The following is a 21,692-nucleotide window of genomic DNA, read 5'->3' as shown; positions in this document are numbered from 1 at the left end:
GTAATACTTTTGTAATATGCTTAAAACTAGTTAGAATTGACAGAAAAAAAAGAATTTTGAGGTGTTTTCATGACGTATGGATCTAAAGAGGCTGCACCGCTCTTGCGGGTCAAAAACCTCCAAACGGGTTTCAAAATAGATGGGGATTATTATAACGCAGTCGAGAATGTGAGTTTCGATGTCCTTCCGAAGCAAATTGTCGGAGTGGTGGGCGAATCAGGCTGTGGCAAAAGTGTCATGTCGTTATCCATTATGCAACTGCTTCCAAACGGCATCGGAAAGATTCGCGGCGGCGAGATCGAATTCGAAGGACAGGGCATTTCCACGTTTTCGGATAAGCAGATGAACAGCATTCGCGGAAAAGACATCTCGATGATTTTCCAGGAACCGATGACTTCGCTCAATCCGGTTTTCACCATCGGCTATCAAATAGAAGAAGTGATCTTAAACCATGAGAACCTGACGAAAAAAGAAGCACGGCTGCGGTCGGTCGCTTTATTGAAGCAAGTGGGAATTCCGCGTGCCGAACAAATCGTCACGGAGTATCCTCACCAATTGTCCGGTGGAATGCGCCAGCGGGTCATGATTGCGATGGCCATTGCCTGCCAGCCGAAATTGTTGATCGCCGATGAACCAACGACAGCTTTGGATGTAACAGTTCAAGCGCAAATTCTCGAATTGTTGAAAGGCATACAAGAAGCGAATGATATGTCGATCATCCTCATTACGCATGACTTAGGAGTTGTGGCCGAAATTTGCGACGAAGTACTGGTCATGTATGCGGGCAAAATCGTAGAGCGTGCATTTGTCGAAGATTTGTTCCGTGATCCAAAACATCCATATACCGAATTATTAATGAAAGCGATCCCGAAAATGGACGAAGATGTCGAAGAGCTCGCGACGATTGAAGGACTGGTGCCGTCCGTCATCAATATGCCTCAAGTTGGCTGCCGCTTTGCAAACCGCTGCCCGAAGGCGATGGCGGAATGTTTGACGGTGACGCCGAAGCTTGCGGAAGTGGCCGATCGCCATGAAGCTGCGTGCCTATTATATGAAGAAAGCTGGCCCACGGACGGAAAAAGAGAACGAGAAGGAGTCGCCGCATTATGACCACTAGAGATTTCATCCAGGACCGTATCGATTATTTAGATAAGCGTGAAAACCTCCTCGAAATTCGCAATCTTAAAAAATACTACCCGGTAACCGGCGGCTTTTTTAAGCGGACGATTGGCAATGTCAAAGCGGTGGATGATGTGTCGTTCGCTATCCGAAAAGGCGAAACACTTGGTTTGGTTGGCGAATCGGGCTGTGGCAAATCAACTGCGGGACGGACCATCTTGAGGCTCATGAAACCGACAGGAGGCGAGATCCTCTTTGAAGGGAAAGACATTACCCGATTATCGGGATCCAAATTGCAAAAAGCGCGACGTGATTTTCAAATGGTATTCCAAGATCCGTATGCATCACTGAATCCGACGCAGATGGTAGGCGATATCATCGCCGAGCCGATCCTGAATTATGAAAAGCGCAATAAAAAAGAGCTGGAGCTGGAAATCAAAACACTCCTGAAACGAGTTGGCTTGCCTGAAGAGGCTTATTATAAATACGCCCATGAATTTTCAGGCGGCCAAAGACAGCGCATCGGAATCGCCCGTGCGCTGGCACTGCACCCCAAGTTGATTGTAGCGGATGAACCGGTATCCGCACTCGATGTCTCCGTGCAATCGCAGGTGTTGAACTTGTTGAAAGAACTGCAAATCGAATTCGATCTGACTTATCTCTTTATTGCACACGACCTGAGTGTCGTAAAGCATATGAGCGATCGAATCGGAGTGATGTATTTGGGCAACCTCGTAGAGCTTGCTTCAAATAAAGATTTATACAAAGAACCGCTGCATCCTTACACGCAAGCGCTCATTTCTGCAATTCCGGAACCGAATCCGGCAAAGCGCAAAGAGCGGATTGTCTTAAAAGGGGATGTGCCGAGCCCGCAAAACCCGCCTGCCGGCTGCCCGTTCCATACGCGCTGCCCAATGGCGATGGAAATCTGCTCACAAGAGAAACCAGCGTTGGCAGAAGTAAGGCCAGGCCATCAAGTCGCGTGCCATTTGTATTGATCAAAAAAATTTTTTTAGGGGGAAAAGAGATGAAGAAAAAATCCTTACTCTGGCTCTTCGCGCTCGTACTCATTGTTTCCGCATTCTTAGCGGCGTGCGGCGGAGGCAGCGATGATGCCAGCGAGTCAGGCTCAGAAGGCGAAGGTTCTTCTGAAGCTGCCGCAGATGGCGAACCACAAAAAGGCGGAACGCTCGTATACGGCCTTGATGCTCCACCGGAAGGTTTATACTCTTCCGCATTTTACGGCATTGCCACTGATTTTGAAGTCATCGAACTATTCGATGAAGCATTGATCAGCTATAACGAAAACCTGGAGCCGGAACCGAACGTCGCTTCTTGGGAAACTGAAGACAATAAAGTTTTCAACTTCACTTTTGAAGAAGGCGTGAAATGGCATAACGGAGAAGAATTGACTGTCAACGACTGGGTATTTGCGCTTGAAACGATCGCAGATCCTGACTATGACGGCCCCCGCTACGCAAACGTGCAAACAATCGAAGGTGCTGAAGCTTACCGCAGCGGTGACGCCGAGTCCATTTCAGGAATCGAAGTGGTGAGCGACTATGAAATCAACATCACTTTCGACGAAGCACGTGTCAACAACTTAACTAACCTATGGGCTTATCCGCTGCCTGAATCCGTTCTCGGCGATGTACCGGTTGCCGAAATGTCAGCGTCGGAATGGGTACGTTCGACACCAATCGGAATCGGGCCATTCAAAGTCGACAAAATCGTTCCTGGCGAGTCAGTTGAATTCTCGAAATTCGATGAATACTGGAACGGCGATGTCAACTTGGATAAAATCGTCCTGCGCGTCATCGATAACTCTTCTGTTGTCGGCGCTTTGCAGAACAATGACATCGATATGATTTCCCTTCAGCCGGTATCCGGCCCTGAAGTAGAGCCTCTAGAAAATGTTGAAATCGTCACTTACCCTGGATTGACTTATTATTATGTAGGATTCAAGCTCGGTAAATTCGATAATGAATCCCAAACGATTACAGAAGAACTTCCGAAATACCAAAGCAAAGAACTTCGCCAGGCCATGATGTATGCGTTGAACCGCCAGGAATGGGTAGATGCATTCTTCTTCGGCTATGCTGATGTTGTCAATAAGCCAGTACCGTCTGCCCACTGGAATTCGGCAGATGACAGCGAATTGACTCAATATGAATACGATCCTGAAAAATCGAAGCAAATGCTGGATGAAGCAGGATACGTTGATACGAACGATGACGGATTCCGCGAAGATCCAAATGGCGACGAGTTTGTCGTGAAATTCTCGCATTATGCAACAGGCAACCCGACTTTCGAATCCCGTGCACAAGCAATTGCCCAGTATTTCGAAGCGGTCGGATTGCGTTCTGAAGTGGAAATGGTCGAAGTAAACCTTTACTACGATATGGTCGAAAAAGATGATGCTTCTATTGAAACATTCTTCGGCGGCTGGGGCACGGGAACTGACCCGGATCCATCTGGACTATGGAAAGCAGACCAGCTTTGGAACTACCCGCGCTATAACAACCCTGAAGCAGATCAATTGCTAGACGATGCACTTGATATCGAAATCGTCGGCACTGACCAGGAAAAACGTAAAGAATTGTATGTAGAATGGCAGAAAATTGTCAACGAAGACCTCCCGATGCTTTACATCGCGGAACTAGAAGAAATTAAGGCATTGAACACGCGTGTTGGTGGAGTTGAATATGACGTATCCGGTCAAAACAGCCCTGCTGAATGGTTCGTAACAGAATAAAATCAGCAACAAACCTTCAACGATGGGCGGTCCGCCCATCGTTGAATCTTTATATGAAGCTCTTATGCACGGTAAGGGCTGTTTCAAAAAACAATCCTTACCGTGCACGAGAGCACAGCAGAGAACCTATCAGACAAGGAGAGTACCTATGCTTAAATATTCGATTAGACGGTTGTTTGGAATGATTCCGATGCTGATCTTGATTTCCATCGTGGTCTTTAGCCTCGCCAAACTAATGCCGGGCGATTCACTCAGCGGGGAAATCGACCCGCTCAACACCAGCCCGGAATACATAGCGGAAATGCGTGAGAAGCTCGGCTACAATGACCCTTTGCCGGTCCAATATTTTAATTGGATCACTGGATTCGTACAAGGGGATTTTGGCAAATCTACACGCTTTCAAATTCCGGTATTCGATTTGATCATGGAAAAAGTGCCAAATACTTTGTTATTGGGCGTGACAGCTCTCGTCATCACTTACATCATGGCGTTCATTATGGGCATGTATTCAGGCAGGCGGCCCTATACTTTAGGCGATAATGCTATTGCAGGATTCAACTACGTCATGCTGGCAATTCCATCTTTCGTCGCTGCCGTTTTCGCAATTTATATTTTTGCGTTCCAGTTGAACTGGTTTCCATTTGCCGGATCGGTGGATATTTTGGTGGAAGAGGGAAGCTTTGAATACTACGTGAGCCGCATGCACCACGTATTGCTGCCGGCGATTGTTCTCGGGGCAATGAGCACAGCGAGCTACACACAATTTTTACGCAATGACATCATCGAGAATTCCCGCAAGGATTTTGTCCGGACAGCGCGTGCGAAAGGCACACCGATGAAGAAAATCTATAATGTGCATATCCTGCGCAATTCGATCATTCCGTTAGTCACGTTCCTTGGATTTGATTTTGCCGCATTGATCGGTGGAGCCATCATCACAGAGACGATTTTCACTTATCCGGGCATCGGCCAGCTGTTCTTGGAATCCGTGACGAGCCGGGACTATCCGACATTGATGGCCTTGACCATGCTTTTGTCGTTCCTTACTTTGTTTGGTAATTTATTGGCAGATATTCTATACGGCGTCGTGGACCCACGAATTCGCCTGGATTAAGGAGGAAGCAGTAAAATGGCATCATCAACTACCATTACCCAACAGAAGAAGCCGGAAAGAAGCTTGTCTCCTTGGCAGATTGCCAGAAGGAAATTCGTGCGCAATAAATTGGCGATGATCAGTTCCTTTTTTATCGTACTGGTCACTTTAATGTCGTTATCGGCACCATTTATCGCAACGGTGTTGTCGCCGCTGCCGGATATTTCAAAAGTCAATATCAGCGCGATGAATATCGAGCCGAACGGCGAACACCTTCTCGGCACGGATAAAAGCGGGCGCGATGTCTTGACGCGTTTGTTCTACGGGGGCCGGATTTCGCTATTGGTCGGTTTTAGTGCAACGCTCATTGTCATCACTTTAGGAACAGTGGTCGGGGCGCTTGCCGGATTTTTCGGCGGCTTTATCGACAGCATCTTGATGCGCTTCACGGATTTCGTATTGAATTTCCCGTTCCTTGTCTTCGTCATCGTTTTGAACACGATCCTCTATGGCATCGTGGATGGCTTATGGGTCTTGATCATGGTCATCGGTGCGCTCAGCTGGGGCGGCGTCGCCCGCTTGGTGCGCAGCAAAGTGTTGGCAGAAAAAGAGAATGAGTATATCCTGGCCGCTTTATCGATCGGCTGTTCCCCGTTCAAAGTCATCACGAAGCATCTGTTGCCCAATGTCATCTCGACCATCATCGTGCAAGGGACCTTAATTTTTGCGACGATGATTGTCATCGAATCGGCACTTAGCTATTTAGGCTTTGGCGTCCCGCAAGCGACACCGAGCTGGGGCAATATGCTGTCTTCTGCCAACGAGCCGGATGTCCTGCAAGGCAAGCCATGGATCTGGATGCCTCCAGCCATCATTATTACCTTGACGATCCTGTCGATCAACTTTATCGGGGAAGGGTTGAAGGATGCGTTGAATCCGAAATCGTTGCGTTAATTTAAACAAAACAAAAAGGATGAACAAGTGGCATGCCACTTCGTTCATCCTTTTTGCTTTGAGAGAGGGAAGTGCCTCAGCGTTTCCGTTTGCGTCCTAGGCCCATCGCGTTCTCCATTTTCTTCAATGTTTTATTGGCGATGAAATTAGCTTTTTCTGCGCCTTCATCGAGGATCGTATCAAGCTCCTCGGAGTCGAGCAATTTATAGTAGCGCTCTTGGATCGGTGCCAGGTGGTCCGTGATCGCTTTGGCAACACCCGCTTTAAAATCACCATAGCCGCCGCCTTCGTATTTAGCGACCAGTTCGTCGATGGAGGCCCCTGTCAATGCTGCTTCGATCGATAAGAGGTTGGATACGCCAGGCTTGTTTTCGGGATCGTATTTGACGATTCCTTCTGAGTCGGTGACGGCGCTTTTCACTTTCTTTTCGATGGTTTTCAAATCATCCAACAATGTGATGATTGATTTTTTGTTTGAATCGGACTTGCTCATCTTTTTCGTCGGATCCTGCAAGGACATGACGCGCGCACCGTGTTTCGGTATCCGGATGTCCGGTATCGTGAAGATGTCATTGTATTTTCTATTGAACCGCTCTGCCAAGTCGCGTGTCAATTCGATATGCTGTTTCTGATCGTCGCCGACAGGGACGATGTCCGTTTGGTACAAAAGAATGTCAGCAGCCATTAAAGGCGGGTATGTCAGGAGTCCGGCAGAGATGGAAGCGGCCTTGGCCGATTTGTCTTTGAACTGTGTCATGCGTTCGAGCTCACCAATGGTCGAGACGCATTGCAGCATCCAGCCGGCCTGTGCGTGCGCCGGCACTTCCGATTGGATGAACAGCGTAACTTTTTCCGGATCGATGCCGACAGCAAGGTATAGCGAGGCAAGCGATTTTATATTCTTTCTTAATTCAAGCCGGTCCTGTGGCATGGTGATGGCATGTTGGTCGACGATGCAGAAAATACAATCGTATTCTTCCTGCAGTTCAGTAAACTGCTTGAACGCTCCGATATAATTGCCGAGTGTAACCATACCGGTTGGCTGTACGCCTGAAAAAATTTTCTTCAATGCAATTCCTCCTCTAATGGGTAAACTAAAAATGGATACAAAAAAGCACATCTCCGTCCCTGGAACTAAAGGGACGAATGATGTGCGGTTCCGCGGTACCACCCTGGTTGCCGCAGCAGCGGCCTCTTATCTCCTTAACGTGGAGAACTCGAAAGCGGCTACTTGTTTCGCCGCTTTAGCTCGAAAGTCCATTCAATACAGTCTTCTGCTTGTTCACACCAACCACAAGCTCTCTTATTATAGAAGAAACTGCATTTACTACTCTTTGTCAACGCTCATTTTGTATTGAATTTATTATAATACAAAAGAGATTGGCGCTGCAATACGCAATTCTACGATTGATAGAACACCAAAGAAATAGCCATGGCAACCAAAGTCGCCCCGCCCACGATCAAGAGTGGGGAACTTGAGAATGCCAACACTTCCGATGGGAGGCGCATCTCGTCGTCCTCGAGCGTGGACTTGCTTTTGAACACCTTGCGCATGCTCATCGTAAATACATCGAAAACCCCTGTCCGGACGACGAATACCCAGGCACCGAAAAATACAAGGATTCCCCCGTAGATAAAGGAGTTATTGATATATGACAGCAGTGAAAACGGTTCGCTTCGCGCAAGCATCGTCAGTACGATGACCAATTGCACAGCGGCAATTCCGATGATTATTTTTTTCATTATGGCACCCCTATTCGTTCTTATTGTAGAAGAAATAACAAAAAAAATCAAAAAATTATTCGAAATTCATCTAATAAGAAAACGCTTACACGACGCGCTTTTCAGCCTATTAGTGATATTATGAACAGCATGATTAATGGTGAAAGTGTAAAATATTCCAAAAAAAACGCTGTACAACAAAAAATATTTATGTATAATTAATCATGTACCAATTTTTCAGAAAATTTAAGGGGGCAAAATCAGTGAAAAACAGCAAGATTTTATGGCTACTTGGCCTGGTTTTGGTACTTAGTGCTTTCCTAGCTGCTTGCGGCGGCGGAGACGACACTGATACTGGGACAGAAAACACAGACACAGAAGGTACAGAAGGCGCAGAAGGCAACGGCGGCGAGCCTGACTCTGTACAAGAACTAAACTTGGTCGAAGGAGCAGAAATCCCGTCAATGGATTCTTCGATTGCTGAGGATGCAGTAGCATTCAACATCCTTAACAACGTAAACGAAGGTTTGTTCCGCTTGAACCAAGAAAACATTGCTGAACCTGCACTTGCTGATGGCGAGCCTGAGATCAGTGAAGATGGCTTGACGTATACTTTCAAACTACGTGATGCTAACTGGTCGGACGGTACACCGATCACAGCTAACGATTTCGTCTATGCTTGGCAGCGCGCGATTGATCCAGCCACCGGTTCACCTTACGGACCATACATGATGGCAGGAACAATTAAAAACGCTAAAGAAGTATCTGAAGGGGACATGGAAGTCTCTGAACTAGGAATCACAGCTGAAGACGACAAGACTCTTGTCGTAGAACTTGAGCGCCCGACTCCTTACTTCATGTCATTGATGGCTTTCGGTACATTCTACCCATTGAACGAAGAATTCGTAACTGAGCAAGGCGATAACTACGCTTCTAACTCTGAAACAATCCTATACAACGGACCGTTCACTCTTACTAACTGGGATGGCACTGGCCTGACTTGGACAATGGAGAAAAACGCTGAGTACTGGGATGCTGAAACTGTTCAACTTGAAACAATCAATGTTGACGTTGTAAAAGAAACTTCTACGCAAGTTAACCTTTACCAATCTGGTGAAAAAGACCGTGTCGGACTTTCTGGCGAATTCGCAATGCAATACGCTGAAGACCCAGAAGTGGTGAAAGAACTTGAACCAACTTTGTTCTACTTGAAATTTAACCAAGAACGTAATGGCGAAGAAACTCCACTTGCTAACGAAAACATCCGTAAAGCGATTGCTACTGGCTTCAACAAGCAAGACCTTGTAGATGTAGTTCTAGCAAATGGATCACTTCCAGCTAACTACCTTGTACCAACTGATTTCTCCTTCAACGAAGCTGGCGAAGATTTCCGTGATATCAATGGAGACATGCTGCCATTCAACGCTGAAGAAGCGAAAACTTATTGGGAAAAAGGCCTAGAGGAAATCGGCGAAACAGAAGTGACTATGGAACTTCTCGGCGGCGACTCTGAGCTTGCAGGTAAAATGGATGCTTACTTGAAAGAGCAACTTGAAACAAACCTTGAAGGTTTGACAGTTAACTTGAAAGCTGTACCATTCGGCGTACGCCTTGAGCTTGATGAAGCACAAGACTACGATATCCAAAACTCTGGATGGGGCCCTGACTACCAGGATCCAATGACATTCATCGACCTATTCGTAACTGGCTCTTCTCACAACTTGATGTCTTACTCTAGTGAAGAGTTCGATAACTTGGTTGAGCAAGCTAAAGGCGAATTGGCACAGGATGCTGAAGGACGCTGGGAAGCAATGGCTCAAGCTGAAAAAATCTTGATTGAAGAAGACGCTGCTATCGCACCGATCTATCAGCGCGGTATCATGTCCCTTCAAAAGCCATATGTTAACAACATCATCAAACACCCATTCGGTGGAGATTACAGCTACAAATGGGCTTACATTTCCGGTAAGGAATAAGAATTCCCAACTGAATGTACTTTAGGAAAACATAATAGAAAGAGAGTATATCAAGGGATTGATATACTCTCTTTTCTACTGTAGATAAATTCACCGAAAATTAACGGTATTCTGCTTAATCAGAAAAATACAAGTGTCGATTGATGCTTGATATAATAGAGCGATTTTATTTTGGAGGTGCACCATGGCACGCTATATTGGAAAAAGATTAATTTATATGTTCATCACCTTAGCGCTTATTGCCACGTTTACATTTTTCTTGATGAAAATATTACCAGGTTCCCCAATTGCTTCCGCAGATAAGCTATCTCCTGAACAACGGGCAGTCGTAGAGGCACGGTACGGACTGGACCAACCCCTTCCTGTTCAATATTTCGATTATATGTTTGGTTTGTTACAAGGTGATTTGGGTATTTCGATTAACCAATTCAAAGGCGCAAACGTAACGGATGTTATTTTAAGCCGCATGGGGCCGTCAGCCCAGATCGGATTCCAAGGAATGCTCCTCGGAACTGTTCTTGGAATCCTATTCGGGATGGTCGCGGCGCTCAGGCAAAATACATGGGTGGATTATGGCAGTACGATTGTTGCAATCATCGGTATATCCATTCCATCGTTTGTTTTTGCATCCATGCTACAATATTGGCTCGGTTTAAAATGGGACCTGTTCCCAGTGGCGCTGTGGAAAGATGGATTCATGTCCAGCGTATTGCCATCAATAGCATTGGCGATGTTCCCACTGGCAACGGCTGCACGGTTTATTCGTACAGAAATGATCGAAGTTCTTGGATCTGACTACATCACGTTAGCAAAAGCTAAAGGGGCCAGCGGGTCTGAAATCGCTTTCAAACACGCATTCCGAAATGCTTTGATTCCATTGATTACGGTTCTTGGGCCAATGGCAGTCAGCATTTTGACAGGTTCACTCGTAGTCGAGCAGATTTTTGCGATTCCTGGAATCGGTGAGCAATTCGTAAAATCAATCATGGTCAATGACTTCTCAATTATCATGGGTACAACCATTTTCTTCTCTGTATTCTTAATTGTCGTCATTTTGGTTGTGGATATTTTGTACGGCGTCATCGATCCTCGTATTCGTCTTTCAGGAGGTAAGAGTTAATGACACAGAATTATGAAAAGCTTCCTCAAGATGCATTCACTCGCATCCCTAGAGATACACAAGAGGCAGAAAAAATCTCCAAACCAAGTGTTAGCTTTTGGCAGGATGCTTGGCGCAGCCTGAAGAAAAACAAAGGCGCAATCATCAGTTTGATTCTCTTTGGCTTGATTGTTCTCATGTCCTTTATCGGACCGATGATCAGCCCTTACGAACCAAATGACCAGACCATTACACATGCCAACTTGCCGCCGAAAATGCCGGTCATCGAAAACCTAGGCATCATGGACGGGGTAGGTACCCTTGGCGGGCGTGAAGTCGATATGTACGAAATGAAGAATGTTGAACAGAATTACTGGTTCGGGACAGACGGTCTTGGCCGGGATATGTTCTCGCGTGTATGGAAAGGGACACAAGTGTCCTTGTTCATCGCGTTCGTTGCAGCAGCGATCGATATGTTGATCGGTGTCATTTATGGCGGGATCTCTGGTTACTTCGGAGGCCGTGTGGATGATGTCATGCAGCGTATTGTTGAGATTTTGACAGGTATTCCAAACCTGGTCGTCGTTATCCTCTTTATCCTTATCATGGACCCGGGGATACTCGCGATCATCATCGCCTTGACTATAACCGGTTGGACGGGAATGTCGCGGGTTGTGCGTGGCCAGGTTCTTAAATATAAGAGCCAGGAATTCGTCCTCGCAGCCCGCACGCTTGGCGCAAGCGATACCCGCATCATCTGGAAGCATTTGATGCCGAACGTTCTTGGCGTCATCATCATCAACACGATGTTCACGATTCCAGGCGCGATTTTCTTCGAAGCATTCTTGAGCTTTATCGGGCTCGGGCTTCAAGCTCCGGATGCGTCTCTTGGGACATTGATCAATGATGGGTATAAACTGATTCAGTATCAGCCGCATATTCTTTTGTTCCCGGCTGTCGTGTTGAGTTTGATCATGATCGCATTTAACCTAATCGGTGACGGCTTGCGCGATGCGCTCGATCCGAAGATGAAAGATTAAGGAGGAAAGCCTTAGATGGAAAAAATACTTCAAGTAAAAGACCTCGAACTTTCCTTCCACACATTTGGTGGCGAAGTAAAGGCAATCCGAGGCGTCAACTTTGATCTATATAAAGGTGAAACATTGGCAATCGTAGGTGAATCCGGTTCCGGTAAATCCGTTACAACCAAATCGATCATGCGTTTATTGCCCGAAGCAACTTCAGAATTCAAAAACGGTGAAATCCTTTTCGGCGGGCGTGACTTGACGAAATTGAGCGATAAGGAAATGCAGAAAATCCGCGGAAAAGACATCTCGATGATTTTTCAGGATCCTATGACATCGCTCAACCCGACGATGCCGATTGGCCGCCAGATTACAGAGCCGATTTTGAAGCACCAAAAAATCAGCAAAGACGAAGCGAAAAAAGTCGCGATCGACTTGTTGCATTTAGTAGGCATGCCAAAACCCGAGCTTCGCATGAAACAATATCCTCACCAATTCTCAGGTGGACAGCGTCAGCGTATCGTTATTGCCATTGCGCTAGCGTGCAACCCGCAGATCTTGATCGCTGATGAGCCGACAACTGCTCTCGATGTGACGATCCAAGCGCAAATCCTGGAATTGATGAAAGACTTGCAGAAGAAAATCGATACGTCGATTATTTTCATCACCCATGACCTTGGGGTAGTGGCAAACGTGGCAGATCGCGTAGCAGTCATGTACGGAGGGAAAATCGTAGAAATCGGCACAGTCGATGAGATTTTCTACAACCCGCAGCATCCATACACATGGGGCCTTCTCAGTTCAATGCCTTCAATGGATGCAGAAGATGCAAAACTGTATGCGATTCCTGGCACGCCGCCGGATCTTCTCGATCCACCAAAAGGCGATGCATTCGCGCTGCGCAGTGAATACGCCATGAAGATCGATATGGAACAGCCGCCTCCGTTCTTTAAAGTCAGCGATACGCACATGGCGGCCACATGGCTTCTTCATCCTGAAGCGCCAGCAGTTGAACCGCCTGAAATGGTTATCGAACGGATGAAAAAGTTCCCTGGAAGCCGTTATTATGAAGGGAGCGCGAACTAATGGCTGAAAAATTGGTTGAAATCAAGAACCTCAAACAACATTTCAATGTCGGCAAAGCAAACGAAGTAAAAGCAGTCGATGGCATTTCTTTCGATATTTATAAAGGGGAAACGCTTGGCCTTGTAGGCGAGTCAGGTTGCGGAAAATCCACAACTGGCCGCTCGATCATTCGTTTGTACGATGCGACAGATGGCCAAGTTCTTTATGAAGGTGAAAGTGTGCACGGCAAGAAAAACAAGAAAGACCTAAAGAAATTCAACCGTAAAATGCAGATGATTTTCCAGGATCCTTATGCTTCCTTGAACCAACGGATGAAAGTCATGGATATCATCGCTGAAGGCATCGATATCCACGGTTTGGCAAAAGACGCCAACGACCGCAAGAAAATGGTCTATGACCTATTGGAAACGGTTGGCTTGAACAAAGAGCACGCGAACCGTTATCCGCATGAATTCTCAGGCGGGCAGCGCCAGCGTTTAGGTATTGCGCGTGCTCTGGCGGTAGATCCGGACTTTATCATCGCGGATGAGCCGATTTCTGCTCTTGATGTTTCCATCCAAGCACAGGTCGTCAACTTGTTGAAAGAGCTTCAGGAAGAAAAAGGTTTGACGTATCTGTTCATCGCACACGATTTGTCGATGGTTAAATACATTTCAGACCGCATCGGCGTTATGTACTTTGGTAAGTTGGTGGAATTGGCGCCAGCTGACGAATTGTACGAAAACCCTATGCATCCATATACGCAATCATTGCTTTCGGCGATACCGCTTCCGGACCCGAACTATGAGCGCAACCGTACGCGTAAAGCATACGACCCGGCAGTCCATAACTATGTGGATGGGGAAGATGTGAAAATGCGCGAAGTTTCACCGAACCATTTTGTCGATTGTTCAGAGAAAGAATTTGCTGAGATTCAAGAGCATCTAGCAGCTAAAAAATAAAACTCGTGAAGCACGTACCTGTTTATAAGGTGCGTGCTTTTTTTTTGAACGGAACAAATGCTGGGGATATCTTCTCAAAACAAATAAATGTCTGAGTTTCTCTAAATTTACTAAATTATCCTGCTTAAAGTACGTAAAAATGGTAGACTGGAGAAAAGCGGAAAAGGTGTGTGAATTTTTGTGAAATCCTTGAAATGGCTTGCTGCATCCCTAGTTTTAGTGGGAAGTGCCAATGTAGTGCAGGCAGCTGAAACCGCAACAGAAGACTTTTCGACCCGTACATATGAATTAGCGAGCATCGACTTTGGCTTGCTTGGGACATCGGAACGATTCCGCTTCGATTCAGGATTGAATTTTGATTATCCTGATGCGGTCCGGGGAATATTCGTCACTGGAAACTCAGCCGGGGGAGAGCGATTTTCTTCACTGGTCGATCTCATAGGAAATACCGATTTGAACGCGATGGTCATTGACGTCAAGGAAGACATGGGGCATTTAACGTATATCCCGGAAGAAGATTCCTCGCTGGCTGATAAAGACATCGGAACTTCATTGATTAAGGATCCCCGTGCAATGCTTGAACAAATGGAACAGGAGCAAATCTACCCGATTGCGCGCGTGGTTGTCTTCAAGGACACAGTGCTTGCAGAGCAGCAGCCAGAGCTTTCATTTACTTCCGGAGGGGAAGTATGGAAGAACAACAGGGGCGAGGCGTTCGTCAATCCGTTCATGCAGGATGTGTGGGATTATAATGTAGAAGTGGCGATCGAAGCAGCTAAACTAGGTTTCAAGGAAATCCAGTTCGATTATGTGCGCTTTCCAGAAGGGTTTGAACGGCTTGGTGAGCAACTTGACTACTCGATGGGCGATTATGCAGAATCCAATTTAGACCCGGTTCAACGCCGTGTGGAAGCTGTGACAGATTTCGTCGCTTATGCGAAAGAAAAGCTTGAACCTTATGGAGTAGAGGTATCGGTTGATATCTTCGGGTACGCAGCAACATTGCCAGAAGCACCTGGCATTGGACAGAACTTCTCGAAGATCTCCGAGAACGTCGATGTCATCTCTTCGATGATATACCCTAGCCACTGGACATCGTATTTTGGCATCGCAAAGCCAGATTTAGAACCGTATAAATTGGTCGCCGAGTATGCTAAAGTGGAAAACGATGTTCTTTCCAAGCTAGACGATGCGCCCGTATCGCGCCCGTGGCTACAGGATTTCACGGCTAGCTACCTGGGGGCAGGAAACTATAAGCGCTACGGTAAGGCAGAAGTGGAAGCCCAGATTCGCGCTTTAAACGAACAAGGAATTGATGAATTCCTTCTTTGGAACGCTGGAAACCGCTATTCAGCTGGAGTCGACTATACACCCGAATAAACGAAATGCCCTTGCTGTCATACAGACGACCAGCAAGGGCATTTTTTTGCAGGCGTTACGCTTTTTAAATAAACTTTAAATTTGAAACCTTTCACGATATGAAACGTACTATATGATAGAAGCTTTGTTTTCAAAAGAAATTTGTAAATGAGAATAAAATTTTCTTATTGAAGTTTAATTGATAAAAGAAGCGGGTAAATTCTTAATGTATAAGTTTTACAAACTCTCAGAAAATGTAGCAAGACTGTGACAAAATCAATGTTTTTTTTGAAATTCTCGCTGTTAGCTATATATTACTGAAGCCCAATGTTGTATAATGATTGTAGAGCTTCTAAACGATAGTGATTCTAATTTAAGAATGAATTTCCTCAACACCTATGAATCCGAAAGGAAGTGCTTCATTATGATGGTTACATTATTCACTTCTCCAAGCTGTACGTCTTGCCGTAAGGCGAAAGCGTGGCTGGAAGAACATGATATTCCATATACAGAACGCAATATTTTCTCTGAACCTTTGACAATTAGTGAAATCAAAGAAATTTTACGTATGACAGAGGACGGAACCGATGAAATCATTTCGACTCGTTCGAAGATCTTCCAAAAACTGAATGTAGACGTAGAGAGCTTGCCATTGCAGCGCCTCTATGAATTGATCCAAGAACATCCGGGCTTATTGAGACGCCCGATCATCATGGATGAAAAACGCCTGCAAGTCGGTTATAACGAAGACGAGATTCGCCGGTTCTTGCCACGCAAAGTGCGCGCGTATCAATTGCTGGAAGCTCAGCGCATGGTCAACTAAGAATAAGGAGAAAAAGCTGTCCGGTCTTTATGGTATTTCATAAGGGATCATGGGACGGCTTTTCTTTATCTTTTTACTGAACGCCTAGAAAAAGTTTTCTGTCGACCCTATGTCGATCAACCTGATTAGTTGCAAAAGTCTGTCGATTCGATTAGACTCTAAGATAATTATCTTCTGGTGCCGCCTATAGGCAGAAAAATGTTTTTAAGCCTTCAGGAAAGGTATAATGAAGGTAGTAATAAATCACGGCTTTTGAGGAACTTCCTCTTAATCCGATCCGAAAAGGAGAGGTGTAAAATGGAAATAGAACGCATTAACGACAACACAGTGAAATTTTACATTTCCTATCTTGATGTTGAAGAGCGAGGGTTCAGCCGTGACGAAATTTGGTTTAACAGAGACAAAAGCGAAGAGCTTTTCTGGGAAATGATGGATGAAGTCAATGAAGAAGCCGATTTCGTTATGGAAGGGCCGCTGTGGATCCAAGTGCAAGCCATGGACAAAGGACTTGAAGTCACTGTCACTCGTGCGCAATTGACGAAAGACGGGCAAAAACTTGATTTGCCGGATGATATAGAAGAACGCCGCAAAATGTTTTCAGGGGAAGAAGCTGGTTCCCAGGAGTTTGATGAATTCGAACCGGTTTATGACGAGGGTGATACGAAGAAACTCGAATACTCGTTTGTTCTTTCTGAAGTGGAAGAATTGCTTCCGATTGCGAAGCGCCTCATGTATATGCCGGTCGATACGGCATTGTACCACTTTGACGGAAAGTATTATATGCACGTGAAATTTGATGAAATTCTGCATTCCGAAAAAGACATTAAAGACCAGTTGAGCGTCATCACTGAGTACTTGCAGCAAACCCCGATGACGATTCACCGTCTTGAAGAATACGGCAAGCCAATCTTCAAAGAAGATGCGTTGTCGAATGTATTGCATTATTTCGGCTAAAAACCTCCTCTTGGGAGGTTTTTTTTATGCTATTTTATGTAGGGGAAGCTGTGGTAGATTTTTAGAAGCCGCAGTATTTTTCGTATTGCGCATAATGGCTCTTCAACGTAAACTGAAAAAAAGGAGAGTGATTTATATACTGACAGCGCTCGATAATGGCTATTTATTCACGTTGCAAGCTTATCACACCAGGCAAGAGCTGATTCAGCTGCGAAGGAACCGAACGTTTCTATGTCCCGCCTGTGAATCCCCAGTCGTCTTAAAAGTCGGCGCGACGAAAATTCCCCATTTTGCCCATCTCCAGCAATTCTCCTGCACGCCGGGCGGTGAACCGGAAACTCCGCTTCATCTGCTCGGAAAATCCCGCCTGTCCTCTTTTTTTCACGACAACAACATCCCGGTCCATGTCGAGCATTACTTACCCGCGATCAAGCAGCGGCCTGACCTGTTGGCCGAGAAATCTGCGATTGAATTCCAATGCAGCACATTAGCTGTAGAGCAAGTTGTGAAGCGTAGCCAAGGATATGCCAAAATGGGTCTTCACGCCGTATGGATCCGCGGCATAGAAAATGTGCCGGCTCCAGGACTGGGTATTTTCCAAATTCGCACCTTTGAAAGAGCAATGTTCCGCAGCACGCCACTTCATCCCCATCTCCTGCAATTCAACCCCAATCATTCCCTCTTCGTCTACTACTCCAACCTTTTTTATGTACAAGGAAACCGCTGGATCGGGAAGGCGTCGCTTTTGCCAATGAAGGAACAAGTTTTTCCTTTCGCGGTGCCGAAAAAATTAACAAAAGCAGAATACAAGCAGGTAATATCGCTCATGCGGATAGAAAAGAATAAATACATCCGTTCCCAATTATTTGCGAAAAACCGGATGAGAAACCCATTTTGGCGATTAAGCTATGAACTGCAACTCGACAAGGGGGACATCCCGGAAATTTTCGGGTTGCCGCTTGCAGGCGGGCATCTTTTTTTAGAGCATCCTCTTATTTGGCAAATGAAAGCAGCGCTTATAATCGAGTCTGGAAAACCTGTGGAGACCTTATTGGCTGATCAGCTGGTCAAGCTTGCGCCTTCTGGCGTAGACAAGTGCAAGCCCTTGGAGGTGCTTTCGGCGTATGAAACTCTCTACAGAAATGGCCATTCCACGTGTTTTTCGGAAGTGGTGGATATTTCCTATCATCTGCTTGCAAAAGCGTGGGAAAATTGAGAAAATAAGGTGTAATTCGTTTCCCGAAACAAGGGAAAGAGGAGGCAGCCAAATGACGGAAAAATTATTGACCAGAGATCAAGTGCCTGCAGAACTGACGTGGCGCTTGGAAGATATTTTTGCTACAGATTCACAATGGGAAGAGGAATTCAAAGCCGTCTCAGCACTGGCTGAGAAAGCTGGAAAATATGAAGGTACTCTATCAGGAGGCGCGGACGCTTTGTATGACGCGCTAAGCTATAAAGATGAATTGTCGGAGCGATTGCGCAAACTCTATGCATATGCTCATATGCGCTACGACCAAGATACGACGAATTCAACATATCAGGCGATGGACAGTCGCATCAAATCGCTTTTCGCCAAAACAGCAGCAGGCTTGTCATTCATGACGCCTGAAATCCTGTCTTTGGATGAAGCAGAACTGAACCGCTATGTAGATGAACATCAAGGTCTGAAGCTATATAAGCATGCCCTTGAAGAACTTAATACGATGCGTCCGCACGTACTGAAAGCGGAGCAAGAAGCGCTGCTTGCACAATTATCGGAAGTGGTCGGAGCATCTTCCGAAACCTTCGGCATGCTTAACAATGCCGATCTGGAGTTTCCGGAAATCGAAAATGAAAACGGCGAAAAAGTGCAGATCACACATGGCAATTACATCCGTTTTATGGAAAGCAAAGACCGCCGCGTACGTGAAGACGCATTCAAAGCCGTTTATGCAACATATGGAAAATTCCGTAATACGTTTGCATCCACTTTATCCGGAAATGTTAAACGGGATAACGTTCACGCGAGAATCCGTAACTATTCATCGGCTCGCGAAGCGGCACTGTCGGATGACCATATTCCGGAAGCTGTCTACGATCAATTGGTCGAAACCGTCAACAACAACCTTCATCTATTGCAACGCTACGTAGCGCTCCGCAAGGAAGTATTGGGCCTTGACCAAGTCCATATGTATGACATGTATACGCCGCTTGTTAAGGAAGTCAAGATGGAGATCCCTTATGACAAGGCGACAGGCATGATGCTCGAAGGCTTGAATGCGCTCGGTGAAGAATATGTCGGGATCGTCAAAAACGGCATCGACAACCGCTGGGTCGACGTGAAAGAAAACAAAGGCAAACGAAGTGGCGCTTATTCTTCCGGCGCTTATGGCACAAATCCTTATATACTGATGAACTGGCAGGACAATGTAGACAACCTGTTCACTTTGGCACATGAATTCGGCCATAGTGTACACAGCCACTACACAAGAGAAAGCCAGCCGTTTGTCTATGGCGATTATTCCATCTTTGTGGCGGAAGTTGCATCGACGACGAATGAAGCCTTGTTGAATGAACACTTGGTCAATACGACAGAAGATGAGCAAGAACGCATTTACTTGCTCAACCACTGGCTGGATGGTTTCCGCGGCACAGTTTTCCGCCAGACGATGTTTGCTGAATTCGAGCACACAATCCACCAGATGGACCAGAACGGTGAAGCTTTGACGGCTGACCGGTTGACTGAAGTGTATTACGAATTGAACAAAAAGTATTTTGGTGAAGACATGGCAGTGGATGAAGAGATCGGCCTCGAATGGGCACGCATCCCGCATTTCTACTATAATTACTATGTATTCCAATATGCGACAGGCTTCAGCGCAGCTACTGCATTAAGCAAAAAGATCCTTGAAGAAGGGCAGCCAGCTGTAGAGCGTTATATTAACGAATTCCTGAAAGCGGGCAGCTCCGATTACCCGATTGAAGTATTGAAAAAAGCCGGTGTGGACATGACCTCATCCGAGCCGGTCGAAGAGGCGTGCAAAGTCTTCGGGCAAAAGCTTGAAGAACTCGAAGGATTGCTATTGAAGAAATAAAAGACCGACGAAAACCTCTGCAGCGTGAGACCTGCAGAGGTTTTTTATGCGTTGTCTAGGGATTGTGATATTTGAATCGGTGAAAGAGGAGGGATGATGGACGATATTATAGCGAAATGGAAATAGGTAAGGATGGACAATGGAAAAAGGGGGTATCAGAGAATAATAAGTTATTCTTAAATAACTTATTTATACGTTATGTTTATGTAAGCGCTTGATATTATGACAGATTTGTGAAATGGTTTGTGATTTATTGCATTAACTATTATGGCGTGATATTATTAGGTTGTGAAATTAATCACATACAAACATACACCCCTTTGTTTGAGCGTGAACATTTCTCCCATCCCCTTTGTGTAAGATAAGAAAGGCGCCTTCCGGACGTGGAAGGCGCCTTTCGCCATTATATAAAAGAAAAAATAAGCTAAGCTCCTATTGGGAGCTTAGCTTATTTTACTTTCCACAATGTGTCGTCCTGCATAGGGATACGCTCCAGTTTCTGTTGCAGCACTTGCTTTTTCAGCTCGCGTTCTGCGGTTTGCTCGCTGATATTGTAGATGCTTGCGACCTCGTGCGTCGCCATTGTCGGATACTTTATGAACAGGTCATCGAGAGAAGGCGGGGATTGCCGGTTGAGCCGGTCTTTTCCCAGCATTTCCTGGAGGATGGTCAAATAGACGTCGTATGAATAAAGGCCTGAAACTTTGACGCCTTCGTCTTCGATGCATTCATTGAAAAAGACGATGCTTGGCACTTCGGAAATTTCCATTTCCCGCGTGATCCGAAGGTCGCATTGGAATGCTTTTGCGCTGTGGACCGAATGGAAGTCATCTTTGAATTCGGCTTGGTCCAGTTCTGCTTCTTCCGCTATTTCAAGCAGTACATCGTAGGATGTGACGTTCCGTGATTGCAGGAAGAGATGCTCTTGCAGTTTGTACATGAATCGATTGCCTGCCCGTTTTCCCTGGAGCTCCGCCGCTTTGATGGCAACAGAGGGAAGTGCGGGGTGTTCAAGCTCACCGCCGGCCATATCGGTATTCTTCATGCTCATATTCAGGGCGGATAATTGTGTGCTTAAGATCATCCGCATTGAAAAATAATGGCCATACTCGATTTGCAATTTGCGGATGATGGATTGAAGTTCCCAGCATGCGGGATTCATCGGGTCCATGAACACGTATAATTCCATCGGTTTGCAGGAAGCTTGGTGTTCGCGGATGTCCTCTGCCAGATCCAGGTTGCTCACTCCAACTCCTCCTCACTGTCGTAATCATTCACCATGTGGTGGGCTGTCAAAACGAGCCGGTTGAAAAACGTCTCGCGAAATTGGCCGCTGAGCCCCACTTCATCCATCGCTTCACTCATGCATTCCAACCAGGCTTGCGCGCGGTCGGGAGTGATCGGGAAAGGATGGTGGCGTGCTTTCAGGCGCGGGTGCCCGTGTTCTGCCGAGTAAATGTTCGGGCCGCCTAAATATTGTGTTAAGAACTGTTTTTGTTTTCTCGCTGTTTCGGTCAGGTCGTCAGGGAAAATGGGTGCAAGTTTCGGATGGGCTGAGACGCGCGCATAGAAGGCGTCCACCAGGTTTGATAATGTTTCCGCGCCGATTTGATCGTACGGGAGAAGCGGTTTTCCAGTCATCAGTCTTGTCCCCTTTGTGTTTGCTGTAAATCCATTCTATCAACGCCTGGTAAATATCTCAAACAAAT

Annotated in this window: 19 protein-coding genes and 1 other annotated feature; of the genes, 15 read left to right on the top strand and 4 right to left on the bottom strand. The window is 46.0% G+C overall.

Translation table 11 applies throughout. The features are described from left to right. The first annotated feature begins 69 nt into the window (after positions 1–69). The 5 genes from M1Q06_RS11190 (at position 70) to opp4C (ending at position 5,921) form a co-directional block, all read left to right on the top strand. A complete protein-coding gene (locus tag M1Q06_RS11190; protein WP_121297874.1) occupies positions 70–1,110 on the top strand; it encodes an ABC transporter ATP-binding protein in 1,041 nt (346 codons plus the stop codon). Next, positions 1,107–2,117 carry an ABC transporter ATP-binding protein gene (locus M1Q06_RS11185; protein ID WP_434399617.1) on the top strand — a complete coding sequence of 337 codons (1,011 nt, stop codon included), beginning with the start codon at positions 1,107–1,109 and terminating at the stop codon, positions 2,115–2,117. Before M1Q06_RS11190 ends, M1Q06_RS11185 begins: the two co-directional genes overlap by 4 nt. A gap of 29 nt (positions 2,118–2,146) precedes the next feature. Next, positions 2,147–3,874: an oligopeptide ABC transporter substrate-binding protein gene (gene opp4A, locus M1Q06_RS11180; RefSeq protein WP_434399616.1), complete on the top strand. Its 1,728-nt coding sequence runs from the start codon at positions 2,147–2,149 to the stop codon at positions 3,872–3,874. Positions 3,875–4,022: 148 nt separating this feature from the next. Beyond that, complete coding sequence (gene opp4B / locus M1Q06_RS11175; protein ID WP_434399615.1) at positions 4,023–4,988, top strand: oligopeptide ABC transporter permease; 966 nt, start codon at positions 4,023–4,025, stop codon at positions 4,986–4,988. Between the two features lie 15 nt (positions 4,989–5,003). After that, positions 5,004–5,921 carry an oligopeptide ABC transporter permease gene (gene opp4C, locus M1Q06_RS11170; protein WP_434399614.1) on the top strand — a complete coding sequence of 306 codons (918 nt, stop codon included), beginning with the start codon at positions 5,004–5,006 and terminating at the stop codon, positions 5,919–5,921. Positions 5,922–5,997: 76 nt separating this feature from the next. On the opposite strand, the gene trpS is transcribed toward opp4C, so the two are convergent. Together trpS and M1Q06_RS11160 are read right to left on the bottom strand one after the other, a co-directional pair. Next, positions 5,998–6,990, bottom strand: a complete 993-nt coding sequence (gene trpS / locus M1Q06_RS11165; RefSeq protein WP_434399613.1) for a tryptophan--tRNA ligase — start codon at positions 6,988–6,990, stop codon at positions 5,998–6,000. A gap of 66 nt (positions 6,991–7,056) precedes the next feature. Continuing rightward, positions 7,057–7,271, bottom strand: a binding site (T-box leader). Between the two features lie 51 nt (positions 7,272–7,322). Next, the gene (locus M1Q06_RS11160; protein WP_434399612.1) at positions 7,323–7,664 is read right to left on the bottom strand and encodes a DUF3899 domain-containing protein; all 342 of its coding nucleotides are present in this window, start codon (positions 7,662–7,664) and stop codon (positions 7,323–7,325) included. Positions 7,665–7,906: 242 nt separating this feature from the next. Here M1Q06_RS11160 and M1Q06_RS11155 point away from each other — a divergent pair, with 242 nt between their 5' ends. The 10 genes from M1Q06_RS11155 (at position 7,907) to pepF (ending at position 19,983) form a co-directional block, all read left to right on the top strand. After that, positions 7,907–9,619 (top strand): peptide ABC transporter substrate-binding protein, encoded by a 1,713-nt coding sequence (locus tag M1Q06_RS11155; protein WP_434399611.1) that lies wholly within the window; start codon positions 7,907–7,909, stop codon positions 9,617–9,619. A 184-nt stretch (positions 9,620–9,803) separates the two neighbouring features. After that, complete coding sequence (opp3b, locus tag M1Q06_RS11150) at positions 9,804–10,739, top strand: oligopeptide ABC transporter permease (protein ID WP_121297866.1); 936 nt, start codon at positions 9,804–9,806, stop codon at positions 10,737–10,739. Beyond that, positions 10,739–11,758 carry an oligopeptide ABC transporter permease gene (gene opp3C, locus M1Q06_RS11145; protein ID WP_434399610.1) on the top strand — a complete coding sequence of 340 codons (1,020 nt, stop codon included), beginning with the start codon at positions 10,739–10,741 and terminating at the stop codon, positions 11,756–11,758. The genes opp3b and opp3C overlap by 1 nt, the downstream gene beginning before the upstream one ends. Positions 11,759–11,773: 15 nt before the next feature. After that, positions 11,774–12,829, top strand: a complete 1,056-nt coding sequence (locus M1Q06_RS11140; protein WP_434399609.1) for an ABC transporter ATP-binding protein — start codon at positions 11,774–11,776, stop codon at positions 12,827–12,829. Then, complete coding sequence (locus M1Q06_RS11135; RefSeq protein ID WP_135449438.1) at positions 12,829–13,770, top strand: ABC transporter ATP-binding protein; 942 nt, start codon at positions 12,829–12,831, stop codon at positions 13,768–13,770. Before M1Q06_RS11140 ends, M1Q06_RS11135 begins: the two co-directional genes overlap by 1 nt. A gap of 180 nt (positions 13,771–13,950) precedes the next feature. Further along, positions 13,951–15,150 carry a putative glycoside hydrolase gene (locus M1Q06_RS11130; protein ID WP_434399608.1) on the top strand — a complete coding sequence of 400 codons (1,200 nt, stop codon included), beginning with the start codon at positions 13,951–13,953 and terminating at the stop codon, positions 15,148–15,150. A gap of 406 nt (positions 15,151–15,556) precedes the next feature. Continuing rightward, positions 15,557–15,952 carry a transcriptional regulator SpxA gene (gene spxA, locus M1Q06_RS11125; protein WP_008429739.1) on the top strand — a complete coding sequence of 132 codons (396 nt, stop codon included), beginning with the start codon at positions 15,557–15,559 and terminating at the stop codon, positions 15,950–15,952. A 297-nt stretch (positions 15,953–16,249) separates the two neighbouring features. Beyond that, on the top strand, positions 16,250–16,906 hold the full coding sequence (gene mecA / locus M1Q06_RS11120) for an adaptor protein MecA (protein ID WP_121297861.1): 657 nt from the start codon (positions 16,250–16,252) through the stop codon (positions 16,904–16,906). 127 nt (positions 16,907–17,033) lie between these two features. Then, positions 17,034–18,122 (top strand): competence protein CoiA, encoded by a 1,089-nt coding sequence (locus M1Q06_RS11115; RefSeq protein WP_434399607.1) that lies wholly within the window; start codon positions 17,034–17,036, stop codon positions 18,120–18,122. 52 nt (positions 18,123–18,174) lie between these two features. Beyond that, a complete protein-coding gene (gene pepF, locus M1Q06_RS11110; RefSeq protein ID WP_434399606.1) occupies positions 18,175–19,983 on the top strand; it encodes an oligoendopeptidase F in 1,809 nt (602 codons plus the stop codon). Between the two features lie 448 nt (positions 19,984–20,431). On the opposite strand, the gene M1Q06_RS11105 is transcribed toward pepF, so the two are convergent. Next, positions 20,432–21,229: a ClpXP adapter SpxH family protein gene (locus M1Q06_RS11105; RefSeq protein WP_434399605.1), complete on the bottom strand. Its 798-nt coding sequence runs from the start codon at positions 21,227–21,229 to the stop codon at positions 20,432–20,434. Then, complete coding sequence (locus M1Q06_RS11100; RefSeq protein WP_434399604.1) at positions 21,226–21,624, bottom strand: globin; 399 nt, start codon at positions 21,622–21,624, stop codon at positions 21,226–21,228. Before M1Q06_RS11100 ends, M1Q06_RS11105 begins: the two co-directional genes overlap by 4 nt. Between the last annotated feature and the right edge of the window lie 68 nt (positions 21,625–21,692).

It is taken from the genome of Planococcus sp. 11815 (assembly GCF_051096385.1).
In the GTDB taxonomy this organism is placed as follows: domain Bacteria; phylum Bacillota; class Bacilli; order Bacillales_A; family Planococcaceae; genus Planococcus; species Planococcus citreus.
Note: the sequence above shows the minus strand (reverse complement) of the source record. Positions and strands in the feature narration are given on the sequence as shown.